Here is a 23,758-nt window from a genome sequence, read left to right as displayed (position 1 = left end):
GTTCCGGTTTCACGGTCGGTAGCCGAGCTGGGGGACGGTGGCGCAGTTCGTGGTCATGTCTCCCTGGGTGACCCAGCCCTTGCCGTCCTGCCAACGGGCCACGGACAGACAGGTGTGACGGGTCTTCGGCGGCTCGGCGAGCTTCTCGAAGCGGACGGGCAGCAGCAGACCGCGGGCGGTGTACGGCTCCGGCCTGTTGACGTACTCCTCGACGCAGGCGCGGGTGAGCCGGTCCCCGCAGGACCGCGCCGCGTCCGTGAACCACATGGCGGCCGCCCAGCCCTCCAGCTGCCACTGGGACAGCGGCCGGTCCCCCATCGCCGTCCGGAACTCACGTACCGCCGGGTGCCCGGTGTCCTCGTAGTTGCGGCTGGAGCCCGTCACGAAGAGCGCGTCGCGGCAGGCGGGGGACTTCGCGTAGTCGCGCGGGACGTCCGATGACCAGTTCTGCACGTTCGTCACCTTGGCCGTGACCTCGACCCCCAGCGCCTCCATCGCCTCGCAGAGCTGCGCGTTGCCGTGCGTGTCCATGGCGTCGAAGACGAGGTCGGCGCCCTGGGCCCGCAGATCGGCCGCGACGGCGCGGAAGTTGGGCAGGACGAAGTCGACCTGCTCCTCGACGACCCGGTATCCCTCGGCCCGCAGGCCCTCGGAGATCAGCCGGGCGTACGAGGTCGACGCGGCCTGGTTGTAGGCGACGACCGCGGCGGTACGGGCGCCCAGCTCGCGCTTGAACCAGCGGTAGACCTCGGTCCCGCCGTACAGGACCCCGTTCCAGCCGGGCGAGGCGCCGGTGCGCGGGGCGGAGCTGCCGTAGATCCCGTACAGGTGCGGATAGGTCTCGTACGCCGGGGTGAGCGGCTGGCCGCCGATGTCGGGGACGCCGGCCTTGGCAACCAGCGGGGCGCCGGCGTAGTCGAGCGCGGTGGTGGCGACCAGGGCGAACACCTTCCGCTCGTCGAGCAGCCGGTGCACGCACTCGTTGTTGCCGACGCCGCTGCCACCGTCGTCGCAGGTGACGACCTCGACCCGGCGTCCGTTCAGTCCGCCGCGCGCGTTGAGGGCGTCGAACCAGGCGCGGGCGCCGTCGCGCGGGCCGGTGAAGGCGTCGCCGCCGACGGGGCTGGTGGCGCTGGTGATGACGCCGATACGGAGCGGCTCACCGCCGGAGGGGTGAGTAGCGGTGGGCCGCGTCTCGAACGCCCGCTCGGGCAGCCGGCTGCCGCATGCCGTGCTGAGGGCGAGCAGCGCGGTGAGGAGGAGCGCCGCTGCCGCCTCAGCAGCCCGGAACGGTCGCACCGCTGAGCTGCACCAGGCCGCAGAGGGTCTTCACGGACACCTTCCAGGTGTCGTCCTGGAGGACGGAGGTGCCCTTGGAGTCGGGCAGGGCGGGTGCGCCACTGACGAGCAGGTCGTACGTCACGTCGGCGCCGGTCGCCGAGGTGAACGCGATGCCGGTGACCTTCACCGAGGTCGTGGCGGCGTTCGGGTTGCTTCCGAGGGCGGCGAGGACGGGCTGCATCTGCTCGCCGTTCTCCAGGAGCTTCACCTTGTCGGCCGTCGGCGTCTTCGGGTCGAAGAAGGCGGTCCAGTTCTTGGTGATCTCGGCCTTGGCCGCTGCCGGGTCGGCGGGCTCTGCCGCCGTCGTCGGCGCGGGCGGTACCACGGGGGTCGTCTCGCTCGGCGTGCCGCCGTTGTCGTCCCCGCAGCCGACGAGTGCCGGGCCGAGGAAGAGAGCCGTCGCGGCCGCCAGGGCCGCGAGACGCGAGCGTCCACCGATTCGTCTGAGAACCATCTGGCTCACCACCGGATGTCCGTACAGACCGGGCGGCCTGATGATTCCAGGGTGTGCCGGTTCCGGGCATAGTGCAAGAAAGAGGCGAGGGAGGCCCCGTGCCGACATCCCGGGTACTGCTGTGGGGCGGCCTCGCGGCGGCCGCCGCGGGTGCGGTGCTCTGCGTGCTGGGCTGGTACGGGATCTCGGGCGAGCGCTTCGCGGAGCGACAGCTGCCGTATCTCGCCTCGTGCACGGTGCCGGGGGCGGCACTGATCGTGGCGGGTGCGGTGCTCGTCGGGGCGGCGGTCCGGGCCCCGACGCCCGAGCGCCCACCGCCGTCCGACGCACCGGCGGACGCGCCCCCGCCCTCCTCGGAGGAGCCCCCGGTCCGGGTCCCCGGCGGGACGCTGGCCCACCGTCCGGACTGCCCGCTGGTGGCGGGGAAGGCCGAGGCCGTGCCGGTGGGGGACGCGGAGCTCGACCCCTGTCCGGTGTGTGAGCCGTGGCCTCGCTGACGTACGACCTCACGCTCGCCGGTCTCGCCGTCGGCAGCGCCGCCGCGCTCACCGGCATCGGACTGATCGTCACGTACCGCGCGACGGGCGTGCTCAATCTGGCGCACGGCGCGATCGCCATGGTCTGCGCCTATGTGCTGCGGCAGTTGGTGGTGGAGTGGGGCTGGCCGCTGGGGCCGGCCGCTCTGATGACCCTGCTGGTCGTCGCCCCCGGCATCGGACTCGTCCTCGACCGGGCCGTGTTCCGGCCGCTGGCGCTCCTCGGCTCCAACCCGGCGCAGACCCTGGTGGCCTCCATCGGGGTCTTCGTCCTGCTCGTGGGCGGCGCGGCGCTGGTGTGGGGCACCGGGGCGCGGGCGGACGCCCCGGTGCTGCTCGGCGACGACCCGTGGACCCAGCTCACGGCGGTGGTGCTGCTGGCCCTGCTGGTCGGGGCGGTGACGCGGTGGACCCGCTTCGGCCGGGAGCTGCGGGCGGTGGTCGACAACCGGCCGCTGGCGATGCTGGGCGGGATCGACGCGGACCGGGTGTCGGCGGTGGGCTGGGCGTTCGGCGCGTTCACGGCGGGCCTGACGGGGGTGCTGCTCGCCCCGTACGTACGGCTCGACCCGTACGGGATGCCGCTGCTGGTCGTCGAGGTGATCGCGGTCGCGGTGGTGGCCCGGATGCGGAGCCTGCCGGTCGCGATCGTGACGGCCCTCGCGCTGGGGGTGGCGCAGGCGCAGCTGACCCGGTTCCACCCGGAGGGCTTCGCGGGGCCCTTGATGCAGGCGGTCGGGGCGAACCTGTTCGTCGTGGCGCTGCTGGTGGCGGCGCTGGTCCTGCCGGGGGTCGGGGGGCGGGGGCAGGACGCGCTGCCGCCGCCGACGGCTTCGGCGGGCCGGGTCCCGGGGGGCGTGTGGGTGACGGCCGGGATCCTCTTCCTGCTCCCCTTCGGGTTCGCGGGCACCGACCTGCACACCGCGGTGCAGGTGCCGGCGCTGGCGATCGTGCTGCTGTCCCTGGTGGTGGTGACGGGGCGCGGCGGGCAGATCGCGCTGGGGCAGGCGGCGTACGCGGGTCTCGGCGCCCTGTTCACGGCGCTCCTCGCGGCCGGCGGCCTGCCGGAGCTGGTGGCGCTGGGGGTCGCGGTGCTGCTGGTGGCCCCGCTGGGCCTGGTCACGGGGTGGCCGGCGATCCGCCGGCACGGCCTCGCGCTGGCGCTCGCGACGCTGGCGGTGGGCGTGGCGGTGAGCCGGTTCGTCTTCGCGCAGCCGTACGCGACGGCCGGCCTGGACCTCGGACGCCCGGCGGGCTTCGCGGACGACCGCCGTTACTACGCCCTGGAGCTCGTGGTCCTGGCCGGCTGCCTGCTCCTGGTCGCGGCCCTGCGCCGGGGCCGTACGGGCAGGGCGCTCGCCGCGCTGCGCGACCACGAGGCGGGCGCGGAGGCGGCCGGGGTACGGGTGAGCCTGCTCAAGCTCCTGGCCTTCGTCCTGGGCGCGGCCCTGGCCGCCCTGGGCGGCGGCCTCCTGGGCATGGGCCTGCGCGCCTTCGACCCGGAGGCCTACGACCCGGTGCGCGGCCTGCTCTGGTTCGCCGCGATCATCGTCCTGGGCGCCGACAGTCTCCTCTCCCCCCTGGCCGCCGCGGCCCTCCTGGTCGCCCTCGACGCGGGCACCAGGGGCGGCGTGGCGGCGGCGGCGGTGGGCATCCTGGCGGCATTGGTGGGCCGGGTGCCCCCGCTGACGTCCTGGCTCCCGGAGCGAAGGCCGTCGGCTTCGGCCGTGACCGCGAAGGAGCCACCCCCTGGTCGCCGGGCACGGGCGGCCGCCCGGCCGCCGGGGGCCGACCGGACGCGCCCCGCGGTCGCCGACGGCGGGCGACCACCCACAGGTGGACCCGCACCTCTGTCACTCAGCGGTACGGGTGGTGCGGGTGGGAACTCCAGCCCGGCCGGAGGCCGGGCGCACCCCCGGCCCGCACCGGCCCCCCGCCTCCGCGCCCACGACCTCACCCTCGTCTACCCCGGCGGCCTCACCGCCCTCTCCCACGTCTCCCTCGCCCTCACCCCCGGCCGCGTCACCGCCCTCGTCGGCCCCAACGGCGCCGGCAAGAGCACCCTCTTCGACTGCCTCGCCGGCACCCTGCGCCCCACCCACGGCCGCGTCACCCTCGACGACGCCGACATCACCGCCCGCCCCGCCCACGCCCGCACCCGGCTCGGCATCGCCCGCTCCTTCCAGCAGCTCGCCGTGTTCCCCTCCCTCACCGTCGAGGACAACGTCCGCCTCGGCACCGAACAGGGCCACGCCCACGCCCCCAGCCCCGCCGCCACCGAACAGGCCCTCCGCCTCCTCGGCCTCGCCGGAGCCGTCCGCCACCGGCCCGCCGCCGGCCTGCCCACCGGGACCCTGCGCCGGGTCGAGCTGGCCCGCGCGCTCGCCGGGGGCCCGCACACCCTCCTCCTGGACGAGCCCGCCGCCGGTCTGGACGCCGCGGAGACCGACGCCCTCGCCCGGGTCCTCGCCGCGCTCGCCGCCGACGGCCTGACCGTCCTCGTCGTCGAGCACGACCCGGACCTCGTCGCCGGCATCGCCCACACCGTGCACACCATGGAGGGAGGCCGGATCGTGTCATGAGCGTCGAGATCGCCCTGCGCGCCGCCCGCGTCCGCTACGGCCCCCTGGAGGCCCTGCACGGCATCGACCTGCCCGTGCCGCCCGCGACCGTCACCGTCCTCGTCGGCCGCAACGGCTCCGGCCGTACGACCGCCCTGCGCGCGCTCGCCGGGACGGTCCCCCTCGCCGCCGGCCGGGTCCTGTGGCGCGGCGCGGACGTGACCCGCCTCCACGCCCACGACCGGGCGCGGCGCGGCCTGTGCTTCGTACCGGATCTGCGGGCCGTGTACGCCACGCTCACCGTCGCCGAGAACCTGGACCTGGCCCCCGGGGACCGCGCGCGGGCACTGGAGGCGTACCCCGAGCTCGAACCGCTCCTCGCCCACCCCGCGGGGATCCTCTCCGGTGGAGAGCGCCGGATGCTCGCGCTCTCCCGGGCCCTGCTGACGCCCGCGCGCGTGGTCCTGGTGGACGAGCCGTCCCTCGGCATGTCCCCGGCGGTCTCCTCGCGTACCTACCGCCTGCTCGCCGAACTCGCCCGGCCGGGCGGCGCCGCCGTCGTCCTCGCCGAGCAGCGGCCCCCGCCCGGTCTGCCGCCCGGCACGCTGCTGCACGAGCTGCGCCGCGGCTCCCTCGCGTTCAGCGGGGAGGCCGCCGAGTTCAGCGCAGGACGGTGAGCGGGGCGATCCTCAGCATCGTCCCGGTCAGGAGCCGGTTCGGGTCGGCCCCGATCAGGCTCCGGTTCGCCTCGTACAGCGCCGGCCAGCCGCCCACGATCCCGAAGCGCCGGGCGACCGAGCTGAGCGTGTCGCCCGGCTGGACCGTGTGGACCCGCCCGCTCAGCCCGTACCGCTTCGAGCAGACCGGCCAGGCCCCCCACCCCTGGGTGCGCAGCACCTCCTCCGCGATGGTGATCTGCTGCGGGCGGGTGGCCAGGTCGGCCCGCCGGGCGTAGCGCAGTCCGCCGTGTTCGACCCACGTCGGCTGCCAGAACTGAAGCCCGCCGTAGTAGCCGTTGCCGGTGTTGACGTGCCAGCGGCCGCTGCTCTCGCACTCGGCGACACAGCCCCACGGCCACTGGTCGACGGCGCAGGCGTACGCGGGGGCCGCGGGCACCTGCTGTGTCCGCGGCTGCGCCTGCGCCTGCGCCCGCGACGGCGCTTGCGCTTGCGACGGCGCGGGAAGCAGGGCCATCAGCGCCGCGGCGGAGGCGCCGACTGTCCACAATCTGATCTTCGACATCGCGGCAGGCTAGGCACCCCACGGCCGCCCCGTGCCCGTGCCGCGCGGAAGGAGCCTCATCACCCACCCGGTCGGAGTCACACAAGTTGCCGGACCCGAACGCGTGACCCCGGCCGAGCCTCTCCCGTTGAACTCGTCATGAGACGAGCCGGGATCCGCCCGGCGTCGCACGTACCGAGTCCAGGGAGCCCCCCGTGCCGCGCATGCTCGACGTCAGCGAGGACGTACGCGCCGAGATCGGCGACGAAGAAGCCGACCGGCTGCTCGCCGGCGACAATGCCCCGGGCAGCTACGACTGCACCTCCTGCCGCACGCCGGGCGACTCCGAGCAGGAGCGTACGAGCACGGTGCTGTTCGTCGGCGAGGAGACCGCCGTCCTGGCGTTCGCCCACGCCAGCTGCATTCCGTCCCAGGTCGTCAAGGTCGCCGAGGAACAGCTCCAGGGCGCCGTCCGCTCCATCGCCGCGACGGACGCGGCGGACACGCTGAGCGCGGCCCACCCCGAGCAGGCCGTCCTGGGTGTCACCAGCGGGCTCGTCCTGATCGCGGGCGAGCTGCACCCGGCGCTCGTCGTCGAGCCGACCGCCCCGGTCGCCCGCCCCGGTTCGGACGGCCTGAGCGACGAGTTCCTGCCGCTCCTGATCGAGCAGGGCTTCCAGCCGGTCGCCGACGTGAACCAGCGGCCGGCCACGCTGCCCGGCTGGTCCGTGCTCGTCGCGATGGGCCAGCTGCACTCCGTGCTCCAGCCGGGTACGGGCGGCACCGGCCAGGCCGCCTGGTGGCAGGCCCACCAGCCGCTCCAGGTCACCGAGGGATGGCGCGCTGCGGCCAACAAGTCCCACACGGTGCTGGTCTTCGCCGCTCCGGTCGGCTCGATCGGTCAGCAGCCGCGCGAGGACCTGCTGCGTGACGCCCTGGAGAAGGCGGCGGCCAACGGGCGTCTGGTGGCTGCGGCGATGCCGCTGGCCGGTACGTGAGGCAAGAGGGGCACTCCGTCGGCTCGGGTCCCTTGGGACCGGCGGGCCTCTCCGGCGTTCCGACGATTCCCCGCCCACGGCGGGCGCCTCTTTCGGAGAGCCGCCCGCATCCGACGGACGACGAGGTCGTTGGCACGTACGTGCACACATACGACCCACTCCGCCAGCCGTATCCGAGCCAGATCCCTTCCATGCGCCCGGCGCAGGACGTCACGGCCGGCCAGTCGGCGACGCCGATCTACGACGCTCTGTACTCGGAGTACCGCCGGTCGTTCCGCGCGCTGCCGGGCGACCGCAGCGGCGAGGAGGACCTGGGCTTCCGGGCCTTCGGTACGCCGGTGAGCACGGGGCTCTACGGGCAGGGACTCGGCCACGGGTACGGGCACGGAAGCCGCTACACGGCGCAGCCTGCGGCGTGGTCGGCGCAGCACTCCCCCACCCCGGCGGCACTGCCACCGGGGCCGCGCAGGGGGCTGTAGGAGAGGCGTGAACGGCTGAGGGCCGGGGCACATCGCCCCGGCCCTCAGCCGTGTCCTGGACTGCTCCGGATTCCTCCGGATCCGGATTCCTCCGGACCAGCTCCGGACTACTTCTTGCGGCCGCGCTTCTCGCGGACCCGGACCGAGATGTGGATCGGGGTGCCCTCGAAGCCGAACTCCTCGCGCAGCCGGCGCTCGACGAAGCGGCGGTAGCCGGCCTCCAGGAAGCCGGAGGCGAAGAGGACGAACCGGGGCGGCTTGGTGCCCGCCTGCGTGCCGAAGAGGATGCGGGGCTGCTTGCCGCCGCGGATCGGGTGCGGGTGGGCCGCGACCAGCTCACCGAGGAAGGCGTTCAGGCGGCCGGTGGGGACGCGGGTCTCCCAGCCGGCGAGCGCGGTCTCGATCGCCGGGACGAGCCGGTCCATGTGGCGGCCGGTCTTGGCGGAGACGTTGACCCGGGGCGCCCAGGCGACCTGCTGCATCTCGGTCTCGATCTCGCGCTCCAGGTAGTAGCGCCGCTCCTCGTCGAGCTCGTCCCACTTGTTGTACGCGATGACGAGCGCGCGGCCCGACTCGACCGCCATGGTGATGATGCGCTGGTCCTGGACCGAGATGTTGTCGGTGGTGTCGATCAGGACGACGGCGACCTCGGCCTTCTCGACCGCGGCGGCGGTGCGCAGGGAGGCGTAGTAGTCCGCGCCCTCCTGGAGGTGGACCTTCTTGCGGATACCGGCGGTGTCCACGAACTTCCAGGTCTTGCCGCCGAGCTCGATCAGCTCGTCGACCGGGTCGCGCGTGGTGCCGGCCAGCTCGTTGACGACCACGCGGTCCTCGTTGGCGACCTTGTTCAGGAGCGAGGACTTGCCGACGTTCGGGCGGCCGATGAGGGCGATGCGGCGGGGGCCGCCGATCGCGCTGCCGAAGGTCTGGGCCGGGGCCTCGGGCAGGGCCTCCAGGACGGCGTCGAGCATGTCGCCCGTACCGCGGCCGTGCAGCGAGGAGACGGGGTACGGCTCGCCGAGGCCCAGCGACCACAGGGCGGTGGCGTCGGCCTCGCCGGACGGGCCGTCGACCTTGTTGGCGCAGAGGACGACGGGCTTGCCGGCGCGGCGCAGCAGCTTGACGACGGCCTCGTCGGTGTCGGTGGCGCCGACGGTGGCGTCCACGACGAAGACACAGGCGTCGGCGGCCTCGATGGCGTACTCGGCCTGGGCGGCGACGGAGGCGTCGATGCCGAGGACGTCCTGCTCCCAGCCGCCGGTGTCGACGACCTTGAAGCGGCGGCCCGCCCACTCGGCCTCGTACGTGACACGGTCGCGGGTGACGCCGGGCTTGTCCTCGACGACGGCCTCACGGCGGCCGATGATCCGGTTCACCAGGGTCGACTTGCCGACATTGGGGCGGCCGACGACGGCGAGGACGGGGAGCGGGCCGTGCCCGGCCTCCTCGATCGCGCCCTCGACCTCCTCGATGTCGAAGCCCTCTTCCGCGGCGAGCTCCATGAACTCCGCGTACTCGGCGTCGCCAAGTGCCCCGTGGTCGTGCTGGTCGTTCATGAAGTCCGTTCCTTGATCATTCGTGGTCGGTGGGTGCGAACCCACTACTCAGAGTCTCACTCAGCGCCCGGTGAGGCGCCTGGCGTTTTTCAGGTGGGCGGTGAGCCGCTCCTGAATCCGTACGGTGGCCTCGTCCAGCGCCTTGCGGGTGCGGCGCCCGCTGCCGTCGCCGGCCTCGAAGGCGTCGCCGAAGACGACGTCGACGCGGCTGCGCAGCGGGGGCAGCGCCTTGATCAACCGTCCGGGGCGGTCGGAACTTCCCAGGACCGCGACCGGGACGATCGGCGCCCCGCTGCGTACGGCGAAGTACGCGAGCCCGGCGCGCAGGGAGGCGAAGTCGCCCTCGCCGCGGGTGCCCTCGGGGAAGATCCCGAGGACGCCGCCGTGCTCCAGGACCGCGAGGGCGTTGCCTATCGCGGCCCGGTCCGTGCTGTCCCGGTCCACCTTGAGCTGCCCGATGCCCTCCAGGAAGGGCCCGAGGGGCCCGACGAACGCTTCCTTCTTGATCAGGAAGTGCACCGGGCGGGGGGCCGTGCCCATGAGCATGGGGCCGTCGATGTTGTGCGCGTGGTTGACGGCGAGGATGACGGGTCCGGAGGCCGGCACCCGCCAGGCACCGAGGACGCGCGGCTTCCACAGGCCGTACATCAGCCCGATGCCGATGCCACGCCCGACGGCGGCGCCCTTCTCGGAGGGCTGGGTCACTTGGCGGCCGCCCTCTTCTCTGTGCTTTCGGTCGCGCTCCGCCTCGACTCCGCTGCGGCCGAGTGCCCCTCGCTCGTTCCTCACTCGGGACCCTCAACCTGCGCTGTGTCTCGGCTGCGCAGCTCCTCCACCAGGGTCACGACGCACTCGATGACCTGGTCCAGAGTCAGGTCCGTGGTGTCGACCTCGACGGCGTCGTCGGCCTTGGCGAGCGGGGAGGTCTTACGGCTGGAGTCCGCCGCGTCCCGCTTGATCAGGGCCTGCTGGGTGGCCGCCACGTCGACGCCCTTGAGCTCGCCGGAGCGGCGGGCGGCACGGGCCTCGGGGGAGGCGGTGAGGAAGATCTTGAGGTCGGCGTCGGGCAGGACGGTGGTGCCGATGTCCCGGCCCTCGACGACGATGCCGCCGTCGGTGTTCTTGGCGATGGACCGCTGCAGCTCGGTGATCCGGGCCCGCACCTCGGGGACGGCGCTGACGGCGCTGACCTTGGAGGTGACCTCTTCGGTACGGATCGGGCCGGCGGCGTCGGCCCCGTCGACGGTGATCGTCGGACGGGCCGGGTCGGTGCCGGAGACGATGACGGGCTTGGCGGCGGCGTTGGCGACGGCCTCGGCGTCGCTGACGTCGACGCCGTTGCTGATCATCCACCAGGTGATCGCGCGGTACTGCGCGCCGGTGTCCAGGTAGCTCAGCCCCAGCTTGGCGGCAACCGCCTTCGAGGTGCTCGACTTGCCCGTGCCGGAGGGCCCGTCGATGGCGACGATCACGGTTTCCACGGTGGGGAACACCTTCCTGGGGTGAGCGGTGAGGCCTCGCGGACGTGCGCGGCCTACACAAGGTTACCGAGTCCCGGCCACCCATCTGGCCGAGCCGGGCTCACCCCGCCCTGAGCGCCCAGCCCCGCTCCCGCAGCGCGGCCCCCAGCACCGGCGCGGCCGACGGCTCCACCATCAGCTGGACCAGGCCCGCCTGCTGCCCCGTCGCGTGCTCGATGCGGACGTCCTCGATGTTGACCCCCGCGCGGCCGGCGTCCGCGAAGATACGGGCGAGCTCGCCCGGCTGGTCGCTGATGAGGACGGCGACGGTCTCGTACAGCGTCGGCGCGGCACCGTGCTTGCCCGGGACCCGCGCGCGGCCCGCGTTGCCGCGGCGCAGCACGTCCTCGACCCCGCTCGTGCCCTCCCGGCGCTTGTCGTCGTCGGTGGACTGGAGCGAGCGGAGCGCCCGGACCGTCTCGTCCAGGTCCGCCGCGACGCCCGCGAGGACGTCCGCGACAGGCCCGGGGTTCGCCGACAGGATCTCGACCCACATGCGCGGGTCGGAGGCCGCGATCCGGGTGACGTCACGGATGCCCTGCCCACAGAGCCGTACCGCCGTCTCGTCCGCCTCCTCCAGGCGCGCCGCGACCATCGACGAGACCAGCTGCGGGGTGTGCGAGACGAGCGCGACCGCCCGGTCGTGGGCGTCCGCGTCCATGACGACGGGGACGGCGCGGCAGAGCGCGACCAGCTCCAGGGCGAGGTTCAGGACCTCGGTGTCGGTGTCCCGGGTCGGGGTGAGCACCCACGGCCGCCCCTCGAAGAGGTCGGCGGTCGCCGCGAGCGGGCCCGAGCGCTCCTTCCCGGACATCGGGTGCGTGCCGATGTACGCGGTGAGGTCGAGCCCCAGCTCCTCCAGCTCCCGCTTCGGTCCGCCCTTGACGCTCGCCACGTCCAGGTAGCCGCGCGCGAGCCCGTCGCGCATCGCCGCGGCGAGCGTGGCGGCCACATGTGCCGGAGGTACGGCGACGATCGCGAGGTCGACGGGCCCCTCGGGCGCCTCGTCCGTGCCGGCGCCGAGCGCCGCGGCCGTACGCGCGCGGGCCGGGTCGTGGTCGCGGAGGTGGACGGCGATGCCCCGCCCGGCGAGCGCGAGCGCCGCCGAGGTGCCGATGAGGCCGGTTCCGATGACGAGCGCGGTTCTCACTGGGCGATGTCCTTGCGCAGGGCGGCCGCGGCACCGAGGTAGACGTGCGCGATCGCGGACTTGGGCAGTTCCGACTCGACGTGCGCGAGGAGCCGTACGACCCTCGGCATCGCACCCTCGATGTCCAGCTCCTGCGCGCAGATCAGGGGCACGTCGACGATCCCGATCCGGCGTGCCGCCGCTGCCGGGAAGTCGCTGTGCAGATCGGGCGTGGCCGTGAACCAGATGCTGATCAGGTCGTCGGCGGTGAGCCCGTTGCGCTCCAGGACGGCGGTGAGCAGTTCCTCGACCTGCTCGTGCATGTGTCCGGCCTCGTCCCGTTCCAGCTGGACGGCGCCTCGGACCGCTCGTACCGCCACGTGGTGCTCCTTCGAAGTGCGAGAGTGCTCCGTTCAGCCTAGTCAGCCGCCCGGACCCGCAGCGGCGGCGACCGCCCTCCGAGACGGACGGGGAGGGCGGTCGCGGCGCGCACGCGTGCGGGTTCGGTGCGACTGCCGTGGTCCTGTCCTTCGCCGGGGCGGAAACACGCCCAATGTCACCTGAACCGGGGCGTGCCGCCACTCGGGGTGTTCAGGTCCCCTGGGCGTAGGCGTGTTGCCCGGTCCGGCACCGCCCCCGGACCAAGCTGTACGGCATGACTTCAGATGCCACGCCCCGTCGTACCGTGCTGCTGGCCGGTGCGGGTTCGGTCACCGCCGCGCTGGCCACCGGCTGCGGCTCGGACGGCGACAAGGAGGGCGGTACGACCGCCGGCCCGACGACGCCCCTGCCCACGGGCCCGACGACCCCGGGTACGGCGCCCGCCGGGACATCGCTCGGCAGCACCTCCCAGATCCCGGTCGGGGGCGGCACCGTCTTCAAGGACGAGAAGGTGGTCGTCACCCAGCCCACGGACGGCGAGTTCAAGGCGTTCTCGGCGGTCTGCACCCACCAGGGCTGCACGGTGAACAAGGTCGCGAACGGCACCATCGACTGTCCCTGCCACGGCTCCAAGTACCGCATCGCGGACGGCTCGGTGGCCGCCGGACCGGCTCCGCGCCCCCTCCCGGCCGAGGAGATCACCGTGTCCGGGGACACCATCACCCTCGCGTAATCTGACCCGCATGACTCCAGCAGACCTGGTGCGCGACCACACGATCTATTCCTGCGTCATGGGGTCGCGTGCCTTCGGTCTGGACACCGAGGGGAGCGACACCGATCGCCGGGGCGTCTTCCTCGCCCCGACCCCGCTCTTCTGGCGCTTCGAGAAGCCGCCGGCGCATGTGGAGGGGCCGGAGGAGGAGCAGTTCAGCTGGGAGCTGGAGCGCTTCTGCGAGCTGGCCCTGCGCGCCAACCCCAACGTCCTGGAGTGTCTGCACTCCCCCGTCGTCGAGCACATCGACGACATGGGCCGCGAACTGGTCGCGCTGCGCGAGGCGTTCCTCTCCCGCCAGGCCCACCAGACCTTCGTCCGGTACGCCGGGGGCCAGCGCAGGAAGCTCGACGCCGACGTCCGCCAGTACGGGCAGCCGCGCTGGAAGCACGCCATGCACCTGCTGCGCCTGCTCATGAGCTGCCGCGACCTGCTGCGCACGGGCGAGCTGACCATCCATGTCGGCGACGACCGCGAGCGTCTGCTCGCGGTGAAGCGCGGCGAGGTCCCCTGGTCCGAGATCGAGTCCTGGATGACCCGCCTCACGGAGGAGGCGGACGCCGCGGCGACCACCTCCCCCCTCCCCTCGACCCCGGACCACGCCCGCGTCGAGGACTTCCTGATCCGCGCCCGCCGCGCGTCGGCCCTGCGCGCGCTCTAGACCGCGCTGCCCAGCCGAGTCCGCACGACGAAGTCGTGCAGGGCGCCGTGCGCCTCTGGGGCGTCCCCGAGCGCCGAGGCCGCCTGCGCCGCGTCCAGCACCCCGTGCAGCGCCTCCACGTCACGGCGGACCCGCTCGACATCCACCTCCGCGAGCCCGTGCTCGGCCGCCGCCTTCGCCGCGATCAGCCGCGGCACGTACGCGGGAGCCTCGGCCACCTGCCCCGCCAGCGTGGGCAGATGGGCCTGGACCTCGCCGGAGCGCATCAGATGGATGCCGGTGAGCAGTGCGCGGAAGGTGTAGAGCAGCGGCTTCAGCTCCTCGGTCTTCTCGAAGAGCCGCCACTGCGTCGCGGCGAACCCACGGTAGTGATGCGCGTGGTGGGTGGTGAGCACATGCGGCACCAGGGAGATCAGCTCGGCATGGGCCTCCGAGGTGTGTGCCACCAACGGGGACAGCAGCTGCTCCAGTACGTAGCCGTTGCGCCGCAGCATCAGCCGGACGAACTTCCGCAGGTCGTGCGTGACGAGGTCCATCTCCACCCCGTCCTGGTCCCACATCCGGGACCGGGTCTCCTCGGGCTCGTGCAGCCCGATCAGCCCGGCCACCGGCAGCAGGTGCACGCCGCGCAGGTCCACGTCCGAGTCGCGGGACGGGAATCCGTACAGATGCGCGCCGGAGACGGTCGCGAACAGCAGGGGGTCGGGCTGCTCCGCGACGACGGCGGAGAGGTCGACCTCGGGTATGAGGGCCACGGTCATGGATCAAGCGTCCCAGAGCGCCCCGAACGTCAACAGATCGCTGCGGTACTCGATCTGCTCCTCCCACTCCTTCGGCCACGCGTCGGCGCCCAGGTGGGCGCCCGCGAACGCGCCCGCCAGGCAGGCGATCGAGTCGGAGTCGCCGCGGGTGCAGGCGGCGCGGCGCAGGGCCGTGAGCGGCTCGTCGGGGAAGAGCAGGAAGCACAGGAGGCCGGTGGCCAGGGCCTCTTCCGCGATCCAGCCGTCGCCGGTGTACATGCACGGGTCCAGCTCGGGGTCGGCGGTCCGCTGGACGGCGTCCAGCTTCTCCAGGACGGCCAGGCACTCGTCCCAGCCGCGCTCGATGAAGTGCCGGGCCGAGGGGTCCTGGGAGCGGGTCCACAGGTCGCCGAGCCAGGTGTCGCGGTACACGGAGCGGTTCTCGTAGGCGTACGAGCGCAGGTGGCCCACCAGCCCCGTCGGGTCGACGCCCTGGGTGAGCAGGTACACCGCACGGGCCGTCAGGTCGGACGCGGCCAGCGCCGTCGGGTGGCCGTGGGTGAGCGCCGACTGCAGCTGGGCCGCGCCGGACCGCTGCTCCTCGCTCAGGCCGGGCACGAGCCCGAGGGGCGCGACGCGCATGTTGGCCCCGCAGCCCTTGGAGTGGATCTGGCTGGCGTCCTGCCACGCACGGTCGCTGTCGAGGAGCATGCACGCGCGCAGACACGTGTTCCCCGGCGCCCGGTTGTTCTCCGGGGAGTGGTACCAGTCGACGAACTCCTCCCGGACCGGCCGCGCGAGCCGCAGCGGGGCGAGCACGCCGCGGTCCATGGCGGTCCTGATGCCCCGCGCGAGGGCCAGCGTCATCTGCGTGTCGTCCGTGACGTACGCCTTGCCGCGCTTGACGGGCAGCTCCATCTCCCGCCACGGGCCGAACTTCGCCAGGATCGACGGCACGTCGTCGAACTCCGTCGGGAAGCCGAGGGCGTCTCCGAGCGCGAGCCCGACCAGCGCCCCGGTGGCGGCCTGCTTCGTCATGTGGATCGTCATGTGGATCGTCCTTCCGGTCGCAGAAGTGGCGGGTGGAGGGCCGTGGCCTCTCCCGCCCGGTAGAGAGCGGCCGGTTTCCCCCGTCCGCCGGTGAGGCGCGGCGGTCCTTCCACGGCCTGGACGAAGCCGGGCGTGGCGAGGACCTTGCGCCGGAAGTTGGGGCGGTCGAGCTCGACGCCCCAGACCGTCTCGTACACCTGCCGCAGCTCGCCGATCGTGAACTCGGGCGGGCAGAAGGCGGTGGCGAGACAGGTGTACTCGAGCTTGGCGCCGACCCGTTCGTGGGCGTCGGCGAGGATCCGGTCGTGGTCGAAGGCGAGAGGCCCGTACGACCCGTACGGCATCCACCGCGCCCGTACCGCGTCGCCACCACCGCGTGGCTCGGGCGGGTCGGGCACGAGCGCGGTGTACGCGACGGACACGACCCGCATCCTCGGGTCGCGGTCCGGCTCGCTGTAGGTCCGCAGCTGTTCGAGGTGGAGTCCGGCGACGGTGTCCTCCGACAGGCCGGTCTCCTCGGCGAGTTCGCGACGGGCCGCCTGCTCCGAGGACTCACGAGGCCGCACGAACCCTCCGGGCAGGGCCCAGGCGCCCGCGTACGGCTCCTGGCCGCGCTCGACGAGCAGGACGTGCAGGCGCTCCTCGCGGAGGGTGAAGACGGCGAGGTCGGCGGTGACGGCGAAGGGCTCGAAGGCGGAGGCGTCGTAGCCCTGGGGGGCTCGTGCGGCGCTGGTCATCGGCGGCCCTCCGGAGGGAGATCGGCGAGCAGCTCGTCCACGGCCGCGACGGCGGTGGCGAGCCGCTCCTCGTGCGGCCCGGTGAGGAGAACCATGGGGCGGCCCGTGTGGGTGAGCTGGGTGAGGAGGCGGGCCGTCATCCAGGCCCGCAGCTGCCCGGCGTCGTCGGCCCTGTCCCGGTCGAAGGGCACACCCCGGTGGTCGGTGAGAAGCCAGAGGTGCTGCCGGCTCCGGGCGGCGATCTCGCCGGTGGCGGGGCTCGCGGTGCCGAGGTACCGCTCGTGGCGTATGGCGGTGGCGAAGGCGTCGCCGTCGCAGAAGAGCACCGGCGAGCCGGCCCGTGCCGCCTCCTCCTCCAGCTCGGCCTGGCGCTGGGCGACGACCGGGAAGTCTTCCGAGCGGCGGCCGGCGCCGAGCGGTGCGGTGATGTCCGGTACGCACCGGGTGCGGGCCCAGACCCCGCCGCGGCGCCGGTAGTGGTCGGTCAGCGCCAGGGCCGTCGTGGTGGCACCGGTGGACTCGCCGCCCAGGACGACCACGCGGCGGGTGAGGGCCGCCCGTACCGGCGGCTCCAGGGCGTCCCAGTGGCCGGCGGGGTCCCTGCGGACGTCGGCGGAGGTGACGGGGGAGAGCCGGGGGCCCGGGTCGACGTGCACGGGCTGGGCTCCGAAGCGGCGGCCGAAGACGGCGTCGACCCGTTCGGTCACGGCGGCGCGCAGGACGTCGTCCGCACCGGCATCCGTACCGGCGTCCCTGTCGGCGTCCGTGCCGATGACCAGGACGTCGGGGTGGATCTCGCGCATCCACGCGACCCGGTCGGCGAGCGGCAGCGGGTCGTCGTCGCGCCCCAGGACGAGGACGGTGAGACGCTCGCAGCGGTCCAGGGCGGTGCGGACGAGATAGTGGTGGCCGGCGTGGGGCGGGCAGAAGCGGCCGAGAACCAGACCGTGTCCGTAGCGCTTCATGTCACCACCCCATGCCGTGCCGGGGGTGGACCTGGTCCACCCCCGTGGGTCCAGGTCCACCGAGCTCTTTAAGAGTCACTTTGACTATAAAGCGGGGGAGGGCTCGACCACAAGCGCGAAGAAGCCCGTGACCGCACGCGGTCACGGGCTTCTCTCTCGTACGAGAGGTTCCTGCGGGTTCCTACAGGCCGACTTCCTTCATCAGCATGCCGACCTCGGTGTTGGTCAGCCGGCGCAGCCAGCCGGACTTCTGGTCACCGAGACCGATCGGGCCGAACGCCGTACGGACGAGCTTCTCGACCGGGAAGCCCGCCTCGGCGAGCATGCGGCGGACGATGTGCTTGCGGCCCTCGTGGAGCTGCACCTCGACCAGGTAGTTCTTGCCGGTCTGCTCGACCACGCGGAAGTGGTCGGCGCGGGCGTAGCCGTCCTCCAGCTGGATGCCGTCCTTGAGCCGCTTGCCGACCTCGCGCGGCAGCGGGCCGGTGATGGCGGCCAGGTAGGTCTTCTTCACGCCGTACTTCGGGTGCGTGAGGCGGTGGGCCAGCTCACCGTGGTTGGTGAGGAGGATGATGCCCTCGGTCTCGGTGTCGAGCCGGCCGACGTGGAAGAGCCGGGTCTCGCGGTTGGTGACGTAGTCCCCGAGGCACTGGCGGCCGTCGGGGTCCTCCATGGTGGAGACGACACCGGCGGGCTTGTTCAGGGCGAAGAAGAGGTACGACTGGGTCGCGACGGTCAGGCCGTCGACCTTGATCTCGTCCTTCTCCGGGTCCACGCGCTTGCCCTGCTCGAGGACGATCTCGCCGTTGACCTCGACACGGGCCTGCTCGATCAGCTCCTCGCAGGCGCGTCGGGAGCCCATGCCGGCGCGGGCGAGCACCTTCTGCAGCCGCTCGCCCTCCTGCTCGGCGCCCGGGAAGGTCTTCGGGGTCTTGATCTCCGGCCTGTTCGCGTAGCGGTCCCGGTTGCGCTGCTCGATCGTGGCGTCGAGTTCGCGCGAGCGGGCCGGGGCCTGCCGCTGCCCGTGCGGGCCGCGACGCGGCTGGCTGCCGCCCTGGGGGGCCTTGGGGCCACCCTTGGCGCCACCGCGGGCCGCGGCGCCGCGGCCCTTCTTCGGGGCCTCGGAGGGGCCGCCGACGTCGTAGCGGCGCTCCTCGGGGCGCGGGTTGCGCGGCCGGTCGCCGCCCTGCCTGTCGTCACGGCCACCGCCGGCACCGCGGTAGTCACCGCGCCCGCCGCCACCGCCACCGGTGCCCCGGTAGCCGCCACCGCTGCCGCCGCGGCCGCCGCTGCTGCTGCCGCTGCCGCGACCGCCGCTGTTGCCACCACGGCTCCCGCCGTTGTTTCCGCTGCTGTTCCTGCCGCTGCTGCTTCGCATCAAATTTCCGTCGTCTTGTCGTCTGCGTCCTCACGATCCGGTGCGTCCGGATCGAACGACGGGACTCCTTCCAGCGTCTCCGCCTCGATCGCGTCCGCCTCGGGGAGGAAGGGCGCGAGCTCCGGGAGCTCGTCAAGGCCGCGCAGGCCCATCCGCTCCAGGAAGTAGTTCGTCGTCCTGTACAGGATCGCACCTGTTTCGGGTTCCGCGCCCGCCTCCTCCACGAGACCGCGCTGGAGGAGGGTGCGCATGACGCCGTCGCAGTTCACTCCGCGGACCGCGGAGACCCGGGAACGGCTGACCGGCTGGCGGTACGCGACGACCGCGAGGGTCTCCAGAGCCGCCTGGGTGAGCCGGGCCTGCTGCCCGTCCAGGACGAAGGCCTCGACGGCGGGGGCGTACTCCGCCCGGCTGTAGAAGCGCCAGCCGCCGGCGACCAGGCGCAGCTCGAAGCCGCGGCCCTGGAGGGTGTACTCGTCGGCGAGCTCGCGCAGGGCGTCGCCCACCTCGCGCGGGGTCCGCTCCAGGACCTTGGCGAGGTGGGCCTCGGTGGCGGGCTCGTCGACGACCATGAGGACGGCTTCGAGGGCCGGTTTGAGGTCGCTCACTCCGGAGCCTCCGTTTCTTGATCGAACTCGTCGGTGACGCGGGCGTCCTCGTCGCCGCCGGCCCAGGTGACGGTGAGGTCGCCGAGGGCGTCCTCCTGGTCGAGGACGACGGCCTTCTCGCGGTAGAGCTCCAGGAGGGCGAGGAAGCGGGCGACGACGGTGAGGGTGTCGCCGGCCCCTTCGGCGAGCTCCCGGAAGCTGACGGTCCCGCGCTCCTTGAGGAGGGCGACGACGAGCCGGGCCTGTTCACGGACGCTGACGAGGGGGGCGTGGATGTGGTCGACGTACACCTGGGGCTTGGCCTTGGGCTGCATGGCCTTGACGGCGAGCTTGGCGAAGCCCTCGGCGCCGATGGAGATGACGACCTCGGGGAGCAGCTCGGCGTGATGGGCTTCGAGCCCGACGGTCCTGGGGTGGCGCCGCCCCTCGGCTTCCCACCGCTCCTCGAAGATCGTGGCGATCTGTTTGTACGCGCGGTACTGCAGGAGCCGGGCGAAGAGGAGGTCCCGCGCTTCGAGGAGCGCGAGATCGGCCTCGTCCTCCACCTCGGCGGCGGGCAGCAGCCGGGCGGCCTTGAGGTCGAGCAGCGTGGCGGCGACGACGAGGAACTCGGTGGTCTGGTCGAGGTCCCAGTCGGGTCCCATGGCCCGGATGTGGGCCATGAACTCGTCGGTGACCTTGGAGAGGGCGACCTCGGTGACGTCGAGCTTGTGCTTCGAGATGAGCTGAAGCAGCAGATCGAACGGCCCCTCGAAGTTCGCCAGCCGCACGGTGAACCGCCCGTCCTCGACGCCGGCGTCCCCGGGCACGACCGCCTCGGCGCCGGGGCCGACGGGGGTCTCGGGGGCGTTCCGCGGCACGCGGGCGCGTCCGGCATCGGAGGCGGCGCCGGACGGGTGAGCGGCGACGCCTCCGTCCGCGAGGTGCTCGGCACTGGCAGCGCCCTCGGCCGAGACGGCAACGGTGTCGGACATGACCGTGTCACCGGACGGGTGGGCGGCGACGCCTCCGTCCGCCAGGGCGTGGCCGACGGGGACAACCTCGGCCGGGGCCTGCGCAGTCGCCCAGGCCGTGGCCGTACCACCCGCGGCGCCGAGCATCGCTGTCGCCTCCGGCTGCGCACCCGCCGACGGGGTGGAGCCGGACAGGTGGGCGGCGGCCCCGCCCTCGGGCGGGGCCTCGCCGTTCGTGGGCGGGTCGGACTCGGCGGCGGGCGCGCCGGTCTGCGGAGTCTCGAGGTCCGGCAGGTCCCCGGCCGAGCCGGACGGCGCCCGCGTGGCACGGTCGGTCGCCGTCGGCGCGGGCTCCGGCCCCTCCCCCGAGGCGGCCTCAGGCTCCCCGGGGCGCCCCGGGCGGGGTGTGCCCGGGCCGCGGCCCAGCGGGCGGCGGCGGGATGGGAGGGACGTTTCGTCGGAGGGCGGGGGCATCGGGGTCCAGGGAGGAGCAGGAGCGCGGCAGCCCGCAGGCTACCCTCAGCGGCCGCGCAGGCGGCGCACGAGGATGCTCGCGTCGCCGCGGGACTCCAGGTCCGCCAGGACCACCGCGACCGCCTCGCGGACGATCCGGCCGCGGTCCACCGCGAGACCGTGCTCGCCGCGGAGCACCAGCCGTGCGTGCTCCAGGTCCATCAGCTCCTCGGCGGAGACGTAGACCGTGATCTTCTCGTCGTGCCGCTCACGCCCGCTCGGCCGCCGGTTGGGCGACCTGCCGCGCCGGCGCGCCGCCGGAGCCGCCTGGGCGGGCGCGGGCGCGGGTGCCGGCGTGGGCTCCGGCGTCCGGGCCCGCGGTTCGGCGGTCTCCGACTGGGCCGCCGAGTGCTCGGCGGAGCCCTCCGCCGCGTCCGTGTCGCTCTCGCCCGCCGGAGCCGGGACCCGGGCCCGGGGCGAGGACGACTGCAGCGCCATCCCCCCGGTCGTACGGAACAGTTCGTCGGCGCCGGGCAGACTCACTCGGCGTGACACCGGGCGAGCACCTCCCTGGCGAGCTGGCGATAGGCGGCGGCACCCACCGAGTTCGACGCGTACGTCGTGATCGGCTCACCGGCGACCGTGGTCTCCGGGAAGCGGACGGTCCGGCCGATGACCGTGTGGTACACGTGGTCGTCGAAGGCCTCGACGACCCGCGCGAGCACCTCACGGCTGTGCACGGTCCGGGAGTCGTACATCGTGGCGAGGATTCCGTCGAGCTCCAGCTCGGGGTTGAGCCGCTCCTGGACCTTCTCGATCGTCTCGGTCAGCAGGGCCACACCGCGCAGCGCGAAGAACTCGCATTCCAGCGGCACGATGACCTTGTGAGCCGCCGTCAGCGCGTTGACGGTCAGCAGACCGAGCGAGGGCTGACAGTCGATCACGATGTAGTCGTAGTCGTTCATCAGCGGCTTCAGGGCGCGCTGCAGCGTGGACTCGCGCGCGACCTCGCTGACCAACTGCACCTCGGCGGCCGAGAGGTCGATATTGCTCGGCAGCAGGTCCATGTTGGGCACGGCGGTCTTGAGCAGCACCTCGTCCGCCGACATGCCCCGCTCCATGAGCAGGTTGTAGACGGTGAGGTCGAGCTCCATCGGGTTCACACCGAGACCGACCGACAGGGCTCCCTGCGGGTCGAAGTCGACGAGCAGCACCCGCCGTCCGTACTCCGCGAGTGCGGCACCCAGGTTGATGGTCGACGTGGTCTTGCCGACACCACCCTTCTGGTTGCACATCGCGATGATCTTCGCGGGTCCGTGATCGGTCAGCGGACCCGGGATCGGGAAGTACGGCAGGGGCCGTCCGGTGGGGCCGATCCGCTCGCGGCGCTGGCGGGCAGCGTCGGGTGCGAGGGTGGCCGCGTACTCCGGATCGGGCTCGTACTCGGCGTCGGGGTCGTAGAAGTGCCCCTCGGGCACCTCGTCGTAGGCGGCGAAGTGGGTGGACTCTCGGCCACTCTCGTTGCCGGCCGTGGCGTTCACGTGTAGGCCGTCCATCATCTTCATCGTGTGGGCTGTCGTCATGGGCTGATGCGTCGCGTTGGTCGCGAAGGTCCGGACAGCGACGGAGCCGACAGGGATTCCTGGCTGTCCGCCCCCGGGAGTAAATGTCGACTCATTCACAAGTCGTCTTACCTCCTTGGATGTGACCAGGAACATTTATCGATAGGTCAGCGTGGCACCATGCCGACGGTTGGCGACTCTATGGCGTGTCACCGGTCCGCAGCAACACAATCCGCCGGACCCGGCCCGATGTGTCGGCAACGGAACACCCCTCTGTCAAGGGTGCACAGCCACGCATCCGCACGTTTCAGGGGTGTGCGAAACGGTTAAAGGGTTACGTTCGAGGCGAGTTGAACAAGCCTCGTGAAGTGGCCGGATGCACATCCGGCCGGACCTTGGCGCACAAGGTCCGGCCGGATGTGTGAGGTTGACGGCGCGCGTTGACGCCCCGTCCAAGAGCGTCAGCCCAGGAGGCTGCTCAGCTCGACGTGCTCGAGGCCGTGCGCCTGAGCGACCTCCTTGTAAACCACCTTGCCGTCATGGGTGTTGAGGCCCAGGGCGAGCGCGGCGTCGCGGCGCAGCGCCTCGACCCAGCCGTTGTTCGCCAGCGACACGATGTAGGGCAGCGTGGCGTTGGTGAGGGCGTACGTGGAGGTGTTCGGCACCGCGCCCGGCATGTTGGCGACGCAGTAGAAGACCGAGTTGTGGACCTGGAAGGTCGGCTCGGCGTGGGTGGTCGGGTGCGAGTCCTCGAAGCAGCCGCCCTGGTCGATCGCAATGTCGACAAGGACACTTCCGGGCTTCATCTTGGCGACGAGCTCGTTGGTGACCAGCTTCGGGGCCTTGGCGCCCGGGATGAGGACGGCACCGATGACGAGGTCGGCCTCGACGACGGCCTTCTCCAGCTCGAAGGCGTTGGAGACGATCGTCTTCACCTTGGTGCCGAAGATCTTGTCGGCCTCACGGAGCTTGTTGATGTCACGGTCGAGCAGGGTGACGTGGAAGCCCATGCCGACGGCGATCTGGGTGGCGTTCCAGCCGGAGACGCCGCCGCCGATGACGACGCACTCGCCGGCGTGGGTGCCGGGGACGCCGCCGGGGAGCACGCCACGGCCGCCGACCGAGCGCATCAGGTGGTAGGCGCCGACCTGCGGGGCCAGGCGGCCCGCGACCTCGGACATCGGGGCGAGCAGCGGCAGGGCGCGGTTCGCGGTCTCGACGGTCTCGTAGGCGATGGCGGTGGTGCCGGACTCGAGCAGCGCGTCCGTGCACTCGCGGGAGGCGGCGAGGTGCAGGTACGTGAAGAGGGTCTGGTCCTTGCGGAGGCGGTGGTACTCCTCGGCGATGGGCTCCTTGACCTTCAGCAGCAGGTCGGCCGTGGCCCAGACCTCGTCCGCGGTGGGCAGGATCTGCGCACCCGCGGACACGTACTCCTCGTCCGTGATCGAGGAGCCCACACCGGCGTTCTGCTCGATGAAGACCTGGTGGCCGTTGCGGACGAGCTCATGGACACCCGCAGGGGTGATGGCCACGCGGAACTCGTTGTTCTTGACCTCGCGGGGGATGCCGACCTTCATCGTCGATCACGGTCCTTGAATCAGGGGATAACGGGGGTGCACTGCGATACATACCCGGATGCACCATGGCGCACCGGGACAGACCGCGGTCGAACGCGGCGCACCCAGTCTAATGAAGGAGTTCCC

General features: G+C 72.8%; 25 protein-coding genes. 7 read left to right on the top strand and 18 right to left on the bottom strand.

What is annotated here, in order from left to right; genetic code table 11:
• Positions 1-9: 9 nt before the first annotated feature.
• Positions 10-1,299: an ABC transporter substrate-binding protein gene (locus FDM97_RS11185; RefSeq protein WP_137990254.1), complete on the bottom strand. Its 1,290-nt coding sequence runs from the start codon at positions 1,297-1,299 to the stop codon at positions 10-12.
• Positions 1,277-1,795: a hypothetical protein gene (locus tag FDM97_RS11180; protein ID WP_254705562.1), complete on the bottom strand. Its 519-nt coding sequence runs from the start codon at positions 1,793-1,795 to the stop codon at positions 1,277-1,279. Before FDM97_RS11180 ends, FDM97_RS11185 begins: the two co-directional genes overlap by 23 nt.
• Positions 1,796-1,893: 98 nt before the next feature.
• Here FDM97_RS11180 and FDM97_RS11175 point away from each other — a divergent pair, with 98 nt between their 5' ends.
• The 3 genes from FDM97_RS11175 to FDM97_RS11165 are packed head-to-tail and all read left to right on the top strand — an operon-like array spanning position 1,894 to position 5,569.
• Complete coding sequence (locus FDM97_RS11175; RefSeq protein WP_137990253.1) at positions 1,894-2,292, top strand: hypothetical protein; 399 nt, start codon at positions 1,894-1,896, stop codon at positions 2,290-2,292.
• A complete protein-coding gene (locus FDM97_RS11170; RefSeq protein WP_137990252.1) occupies positions 2,280-4,913 on the top strand; it encodes an ABC transporter permease subunit in 2,634 nt (877 codons plus the stop codon). Before FDM97_RS11175 ends, FDM97_RS11170 begins: the two co-directional genes overlap by 13 nt.
• The gene (locus FDM97_RS11165) at positions 4,910-5,569 is read left to right on the top strand and encodes an ATP-binding cassette domain-containing protein (protein ID WP_137990251.1); all 660 of its coding nucleotides are present in this window, start codon (positions 4,910-4,912) and stop codon (positions 5,567-5,569) included. The genes FDM97_RS11170 and FDM97_RS11165 overlap by 4 nt, the downstream gene beginning before the upstream one ends.
• Here the strand turns inward: FDM97_RS11165 and FDM97_RS11160 are convergent.
• Complete coding sequence (locus FDM97_RS11160; protein ID WP_137990250.1) at positions 5,553-6,134, bottom strand: LysM peptidoglycan-binding domain-containing protein; 582 nt, start codon at positions 6,132-6,134, stop codon at positions 5,553-5,555. The genes FDM97_RS11165 and FDM97_RS11160 overlap by 17 nt on opposite strands.
• Positions 6,135-6,328: 194 nt before the next feature.
• On the opposite strand from FDM97_RS11160, the gene FDM97_RS11155 reads away from it, so the two are divergent.
• Positions 6,329-7,111, top strand: coding sequence for a hypothetical protein (locus FDM97_RS11155; RefSeq protein ID WP_137990249.1), 783 nt, complete (start codon positions 6,329-6,331; stop codon positions 7,109-7,111).
• 191 nt (positions 7,112-7,302) lie between these two features.
• Positions 7,303-7,590: a hypothetical protein gene (locus FDM97_RS11150; protein WP_349775382.1), complete on the top strand. Its 288-nt coding sequence runs from the start codon at positions 7,303-7,305 to the stop codon at positions 7,588-7,590.
• Between the two features lie 107 nt (positions 7,591-7,697).
• Here the strand turns inward: FDM97_RS11150 and der are convergent, their stop codons facing one another.
• The 5 genes from der to aroH form a co-directional block, all read right to left on the bottom strand.
• On the bottom strand, positions 7,698-9,146 hold the full coding sequence (gene der, locus FDM97_RS11145) for a ribosome biogenesis GTPase Der (protein ID WP_137990247.1): 1,449 nt from the start codon (positions 9,144-9,146) through the stop codon (positions 7,698-7,700).
• 60 nt (positions 9,147-9,206) lie between these two features.
• Positions 9,207-9,794, bottom strand: a complete 588-nt coding sequence (locus tag FDM97_RS11140; protein WP_254705912.1) for a lysophospholipid acyltransferase family protein — start codon at positions 9,792-9,794, stop codon at positions 9,207-9,209.
• Between the two features lie 137 nt (positions 9,795-9,931).
• Positions 9,932-10,639, bottom strand: a complete 708-nt coding sequence (gene cmk, locus FDM97_RS11135; RefSeq protein ID WP_137990245.1) for a (d)CMP kinase — start codon at positions 10,637-10,639, stop codon at positions 9,932-9,934.
• Between the two features lie 88 nt (positions 10,640-10,727).
• On the bottom strand, positions 10,728-11,816 hold the full coding sequence (locus FDM97_RS11130; protein ID WP_137990244.1) for a prephenate dehydrogenase: 1,089 nt from the start codon (positions 11,814-11,816) through the stop codon (positions 10,728-10,730).
• Entirely contained in the window at positions 11,813-12,175 is a 363-nt protein-coding gene (gene aroH / locus FDM97_RS11125) for a chorismate mutase (protein WP_137990243.1), read from the bottom strand. Before aroH ends, FDM97_RS11130 begins: the two co-directional genes overlap by 4 nt.
• A 275-nt stretch (positions 12,176-12,450) precedes the next feature.
• On the opposite strand from aroH, the gene FDM97_RS11120 reads away from it, so the two are divergent.
• Positions 12,451-12,909, top strand: coding sequence for a Rieske (2Fe-2S) protein (locus FDM97_RS11120; protein ID WP_137990242.1), 459 nt, complete (start codon positions 12,451-12,453; stop codon positions 12,907-12,909).
• A gap of 10 nt (positions 12,910-12,919) precedes the next feature.
• Positions 12,920-13,609 (top strand): nucleotidyltransferase domain-containing protein, encoded by a 690-nt coding sequence (locus tag FDM97_RS11115; protein WP_137990241.1) that lies wholly within the window; start codon positions 12,920-12,922, stop codon positions 13,607-13,609.
• Here the strand turns inward: FDM97_RS11115 and FDM97_RS11110 are convergent.
• The 10 genes from FDM97_RS11110 to ald form a co-directional block, all read right to left on the bottom strand.
• Positions 13,606-14,370 carry a nucleotidyltransferase domain-containing protein gene (locus FDM97_RS11110; RefSeq protein WP_137990240.1) on the bottom strand — a complete coding sequence of 255 codons (765 nt, stop codon included), beginning with the start codon at positions 14,368-14,370 and terminating at the stop codon, positions 13,606-13,608. The genes FDM97_RS11115 and FDM97_RS11110 overlap by 4 nt on opposite strands.
• A 3-nt stretch (positions 14,371-14,373) precedes the next feature.
• Positions 14,374-15,399: an ADP-ribosylglycohydrolase family protein gene (locus FDM97_RS11105; RefSeq protein WP_137990239.1), complete on the bottom strand. Its 1,026-nt coding sequence runs from the start codon at positions 15,397-15,399 to the stop codon at positions 14,374-14,376.
• The gene (locus FDM97_RS11100) at positions 15,396-16,136 is read right to left on the bottom strand and encodes an NUDIX domain-containing protein (RefSeq protein ID WP_137990238.1); all 741 of its coding nucleotides are present in this window, start codon (positions 16,134-16,136) and stop codon (positions 15,396-15,398) included. The genes FDM97_RS11105 and FDM97_RS11100 overlap by 4 nt, the downstream gene beginning before the upstream one ends.
• Positions 16,133-17,101: an AAA family ATPase gene (locus FDM97_RS11095; protein ID WP_137990237.1), complete on the bottom strand. Its 969-nt coding sequence runs from the start codon at positions 17,099-17,101 to the stop codon at positions 16,133-16,135. Before FDM97_RS11095 ends, FDM97_RS11100 begins: the two co-directional genes overlap by 4 nt.
• Positions 17,102-17,282: 181 nt before the next feature.
• Positions 17,283-18,479, bottom strand: coding sequence for a pseudouridine synthase (locus tag FDM97_RS11090; protein WP_137990236.1), 1,197 nt, complete (start codon positions 18,477-18,479; stop codon positions 17,283-17,285).
• Positions 18,479-19,051, bottom strand: a complete 573-nt coding sequence (gene scpB, locus FDM97_RS11085) for an SMC-Scp complex subunit ScpB (protein ID WP_254705911.1) — start codon at positions 19,049-19,051, stop codon at positions 18,479-18,481. The genes FDM97_RS11090 and scpB overlap by 1 nt, the downstream gene beginning before the upstream one ends.
• A gap of 32 nt (positions 19,052-19,083) precedes the next feature.
• Complete coding sequence (locus FDM97_RS11080; RefSeq protein WP_137990234.1) at positions 19,084-20,514, bottom strand: segregation/condensation protein A; 1,431 nt, start codon at positions 20,512-20,514, stop codon at positions 19,084-19,086.
• Positions 20,515-20,559: 45 nt separating this feature from the next.
• Positions 20,560-21,048 (bottom strand): hypothetical protein, encoded by a 489-nt coding sequence (locus FDM97_RS11075; RefSeq protein ID WP_137990233.1) that lies wholly within the window; start codon positions 21,046-21,048, stop codon positions 20,560-20,562.
• Positions 21,033-22,076, bottom strand: a complete 1,044-nt coding sequence (locus tag FDM97_RS11070) for a ParA family protein (protein ID WP_229818740.1) — start codon at positions 22,074-22,076, stop codon at positions 21,033-21,035. The genes FDM97_RS11075 and FDM97_RS11070 overlap by 16 nt, the downstream gene beginning before the upstream one ends.
• A 440-nt stretch (positions 22,077-22,516) precedes the next feature.
• On the bottom strand, positions 22,517-23,632 hold the full coding sequence (gene ald / locus FDM97_RS11065) for an alanine dehydrogenase (RefSeq protein WP_137990231.1): 1,116 nt from the start codon (positions 23,630-23,632) through the stop codon (positions 22,517-22,519).
• Positions 23,633-23,758: the final 126 nt, after the last annotated feature.

The organism is Streptomyces vilmorinianum, assembly GCF_005517195.1.
Classification (GTDB): domain Bacteria; phylum Actinomycetota; class Actinomycetes; order Streptomycetales; family Streptomycetaceae; genus Streptomyces; species Streptomyces vilmorinianum.
The sequence above is the reverse complement of the archived record's forward strand: the minus strand, read 5'-3'. Positions and strand labels throughout refer to the sequence as shown.

Excerpts from the sequence above, each read along its gene's own strand:
- FDM97_RS11180 (WP_254705562.1), bottom strand. The coding sequence starts at position 1,795 with ATGGTTCTCAGACGAATCGGTGGACGCTCGCGTCTCGCGGCCCTGGCG.
- FDM97_RS11165 (WP_137990251.1), top strand. The coding sequence starts at position 4,910 with ATGAGCGTCGAGATCGCCCTGCGCGCCGCCCGCGTCCGCTACGGCCCC.
- FDM97_RS11160 (WP_137990250.1), bottom strand. The coding sequence starts at position 6,134 with ATGTCGAAGATCAGATTGTGGACAGTCGGCGCCTCCGCCGCGGCGCTG.
- FDM97_RS11150 (WP_349775382.1), top strand. The coding sequence starts at position 7,303 with ATGCGCCCGGCGCAGGACGTCACGGCCGGCCAGTCGGCGACGCCGATC.
- der (WP_137990247.1), bottom strand. The coding sequence starts at position 9,146 with ATGAACGACCAGCACGACCACGGGGCACTTGGCGACGCCGAGTACGCG.
- FDM97_RS11140 (WP_254705912.1), bottom strand. The coding sequence starts at position 9,794 with ATGTACGGCCTGTGGAAGCCGCGCGTCCTCGGTGCCTGGCGGGTGCCG.
- FDM97_RS11120 (WP_137990242.1), top strand. The coding sequence starts at position 12,451 with ATGACTTCAGATGCCACGCCCCGTCGTACCGTGCTGCTGGCCGGTGCG.
- FDM97_RS11115 (WP_137990241.1), top strand. The coding sequence starts at position 12,920 with ATGACTCCAGCAGACCTGGTGCGCGACCACACGATCTATTCCTGCGTC.
- FDM97_RS11110 (WP_137990240.1), bottom strand. The coding sequence starts at position 14,370 with ATGACCGTGGCCCTCATACCCGAGGTCGACCTCTCCGCCGTCGTCGCG.
- FDM97_RS11105 (WP_137990239.1), bottom strand. The coding sequence starts at position 15,399 with ATGACGATCCACATGACGAAGCAGGCCGCCACCGGGGCGCTGGTCGGG.
- FDM97_RS11100 (WP_137990238.1), bottom strand. The coding sequence starts at position 16,136 with ATGACCAGCGCCGCACGAGCCCCCCAGGGCTACGACGCCTCCGCCTTC.
- FDM97_RS11095 (WP_137990237.1), bottom strand. The coding sequence starts at position 17,101 with ATGAAGCGCTACGGACACGGTCTGGTTCTCGGCCGCTTCTGCCCGCCC.
- FDM97_RS11090 (WP_137990236.1), bottom strand. The coding sequence starts at position 18,479 with ATGCGAAGCAGCAGCGGCAGGAACAGCAGCGGAAACAACGGCGGGAGC.
- scpB (WP_254705911.1), bottom strand. The coding sequence starts at position 19,051 with ATGGTCGTCGACGAGCCCGCCACCGAGGCCCACCTCGCCAAGGTCCTG.
- FDM97_RS11080 (WP_137990234.1), bottom strand. The coding sequence starts at position 20,514 with ATGCCCCCGCCCTCCGACGAAACGTCCCTCCCATCCCGCCGCCGCCCG.
- FDM97_RS11070 (WP_229818740.1), bottom strand. The coding sequence starts at position 22,076 with ATGACGACAGCCCACACGATGAAGATGATGGACGGCCTACACGTGAAC.
- ald (WP_137990231.1), bottom strand. The coding sequence starts at position 23,632 with ATGAAGGTCGGCATCCCCCGCGAGGTCAAGAACAACGAGTTCCGCGTG.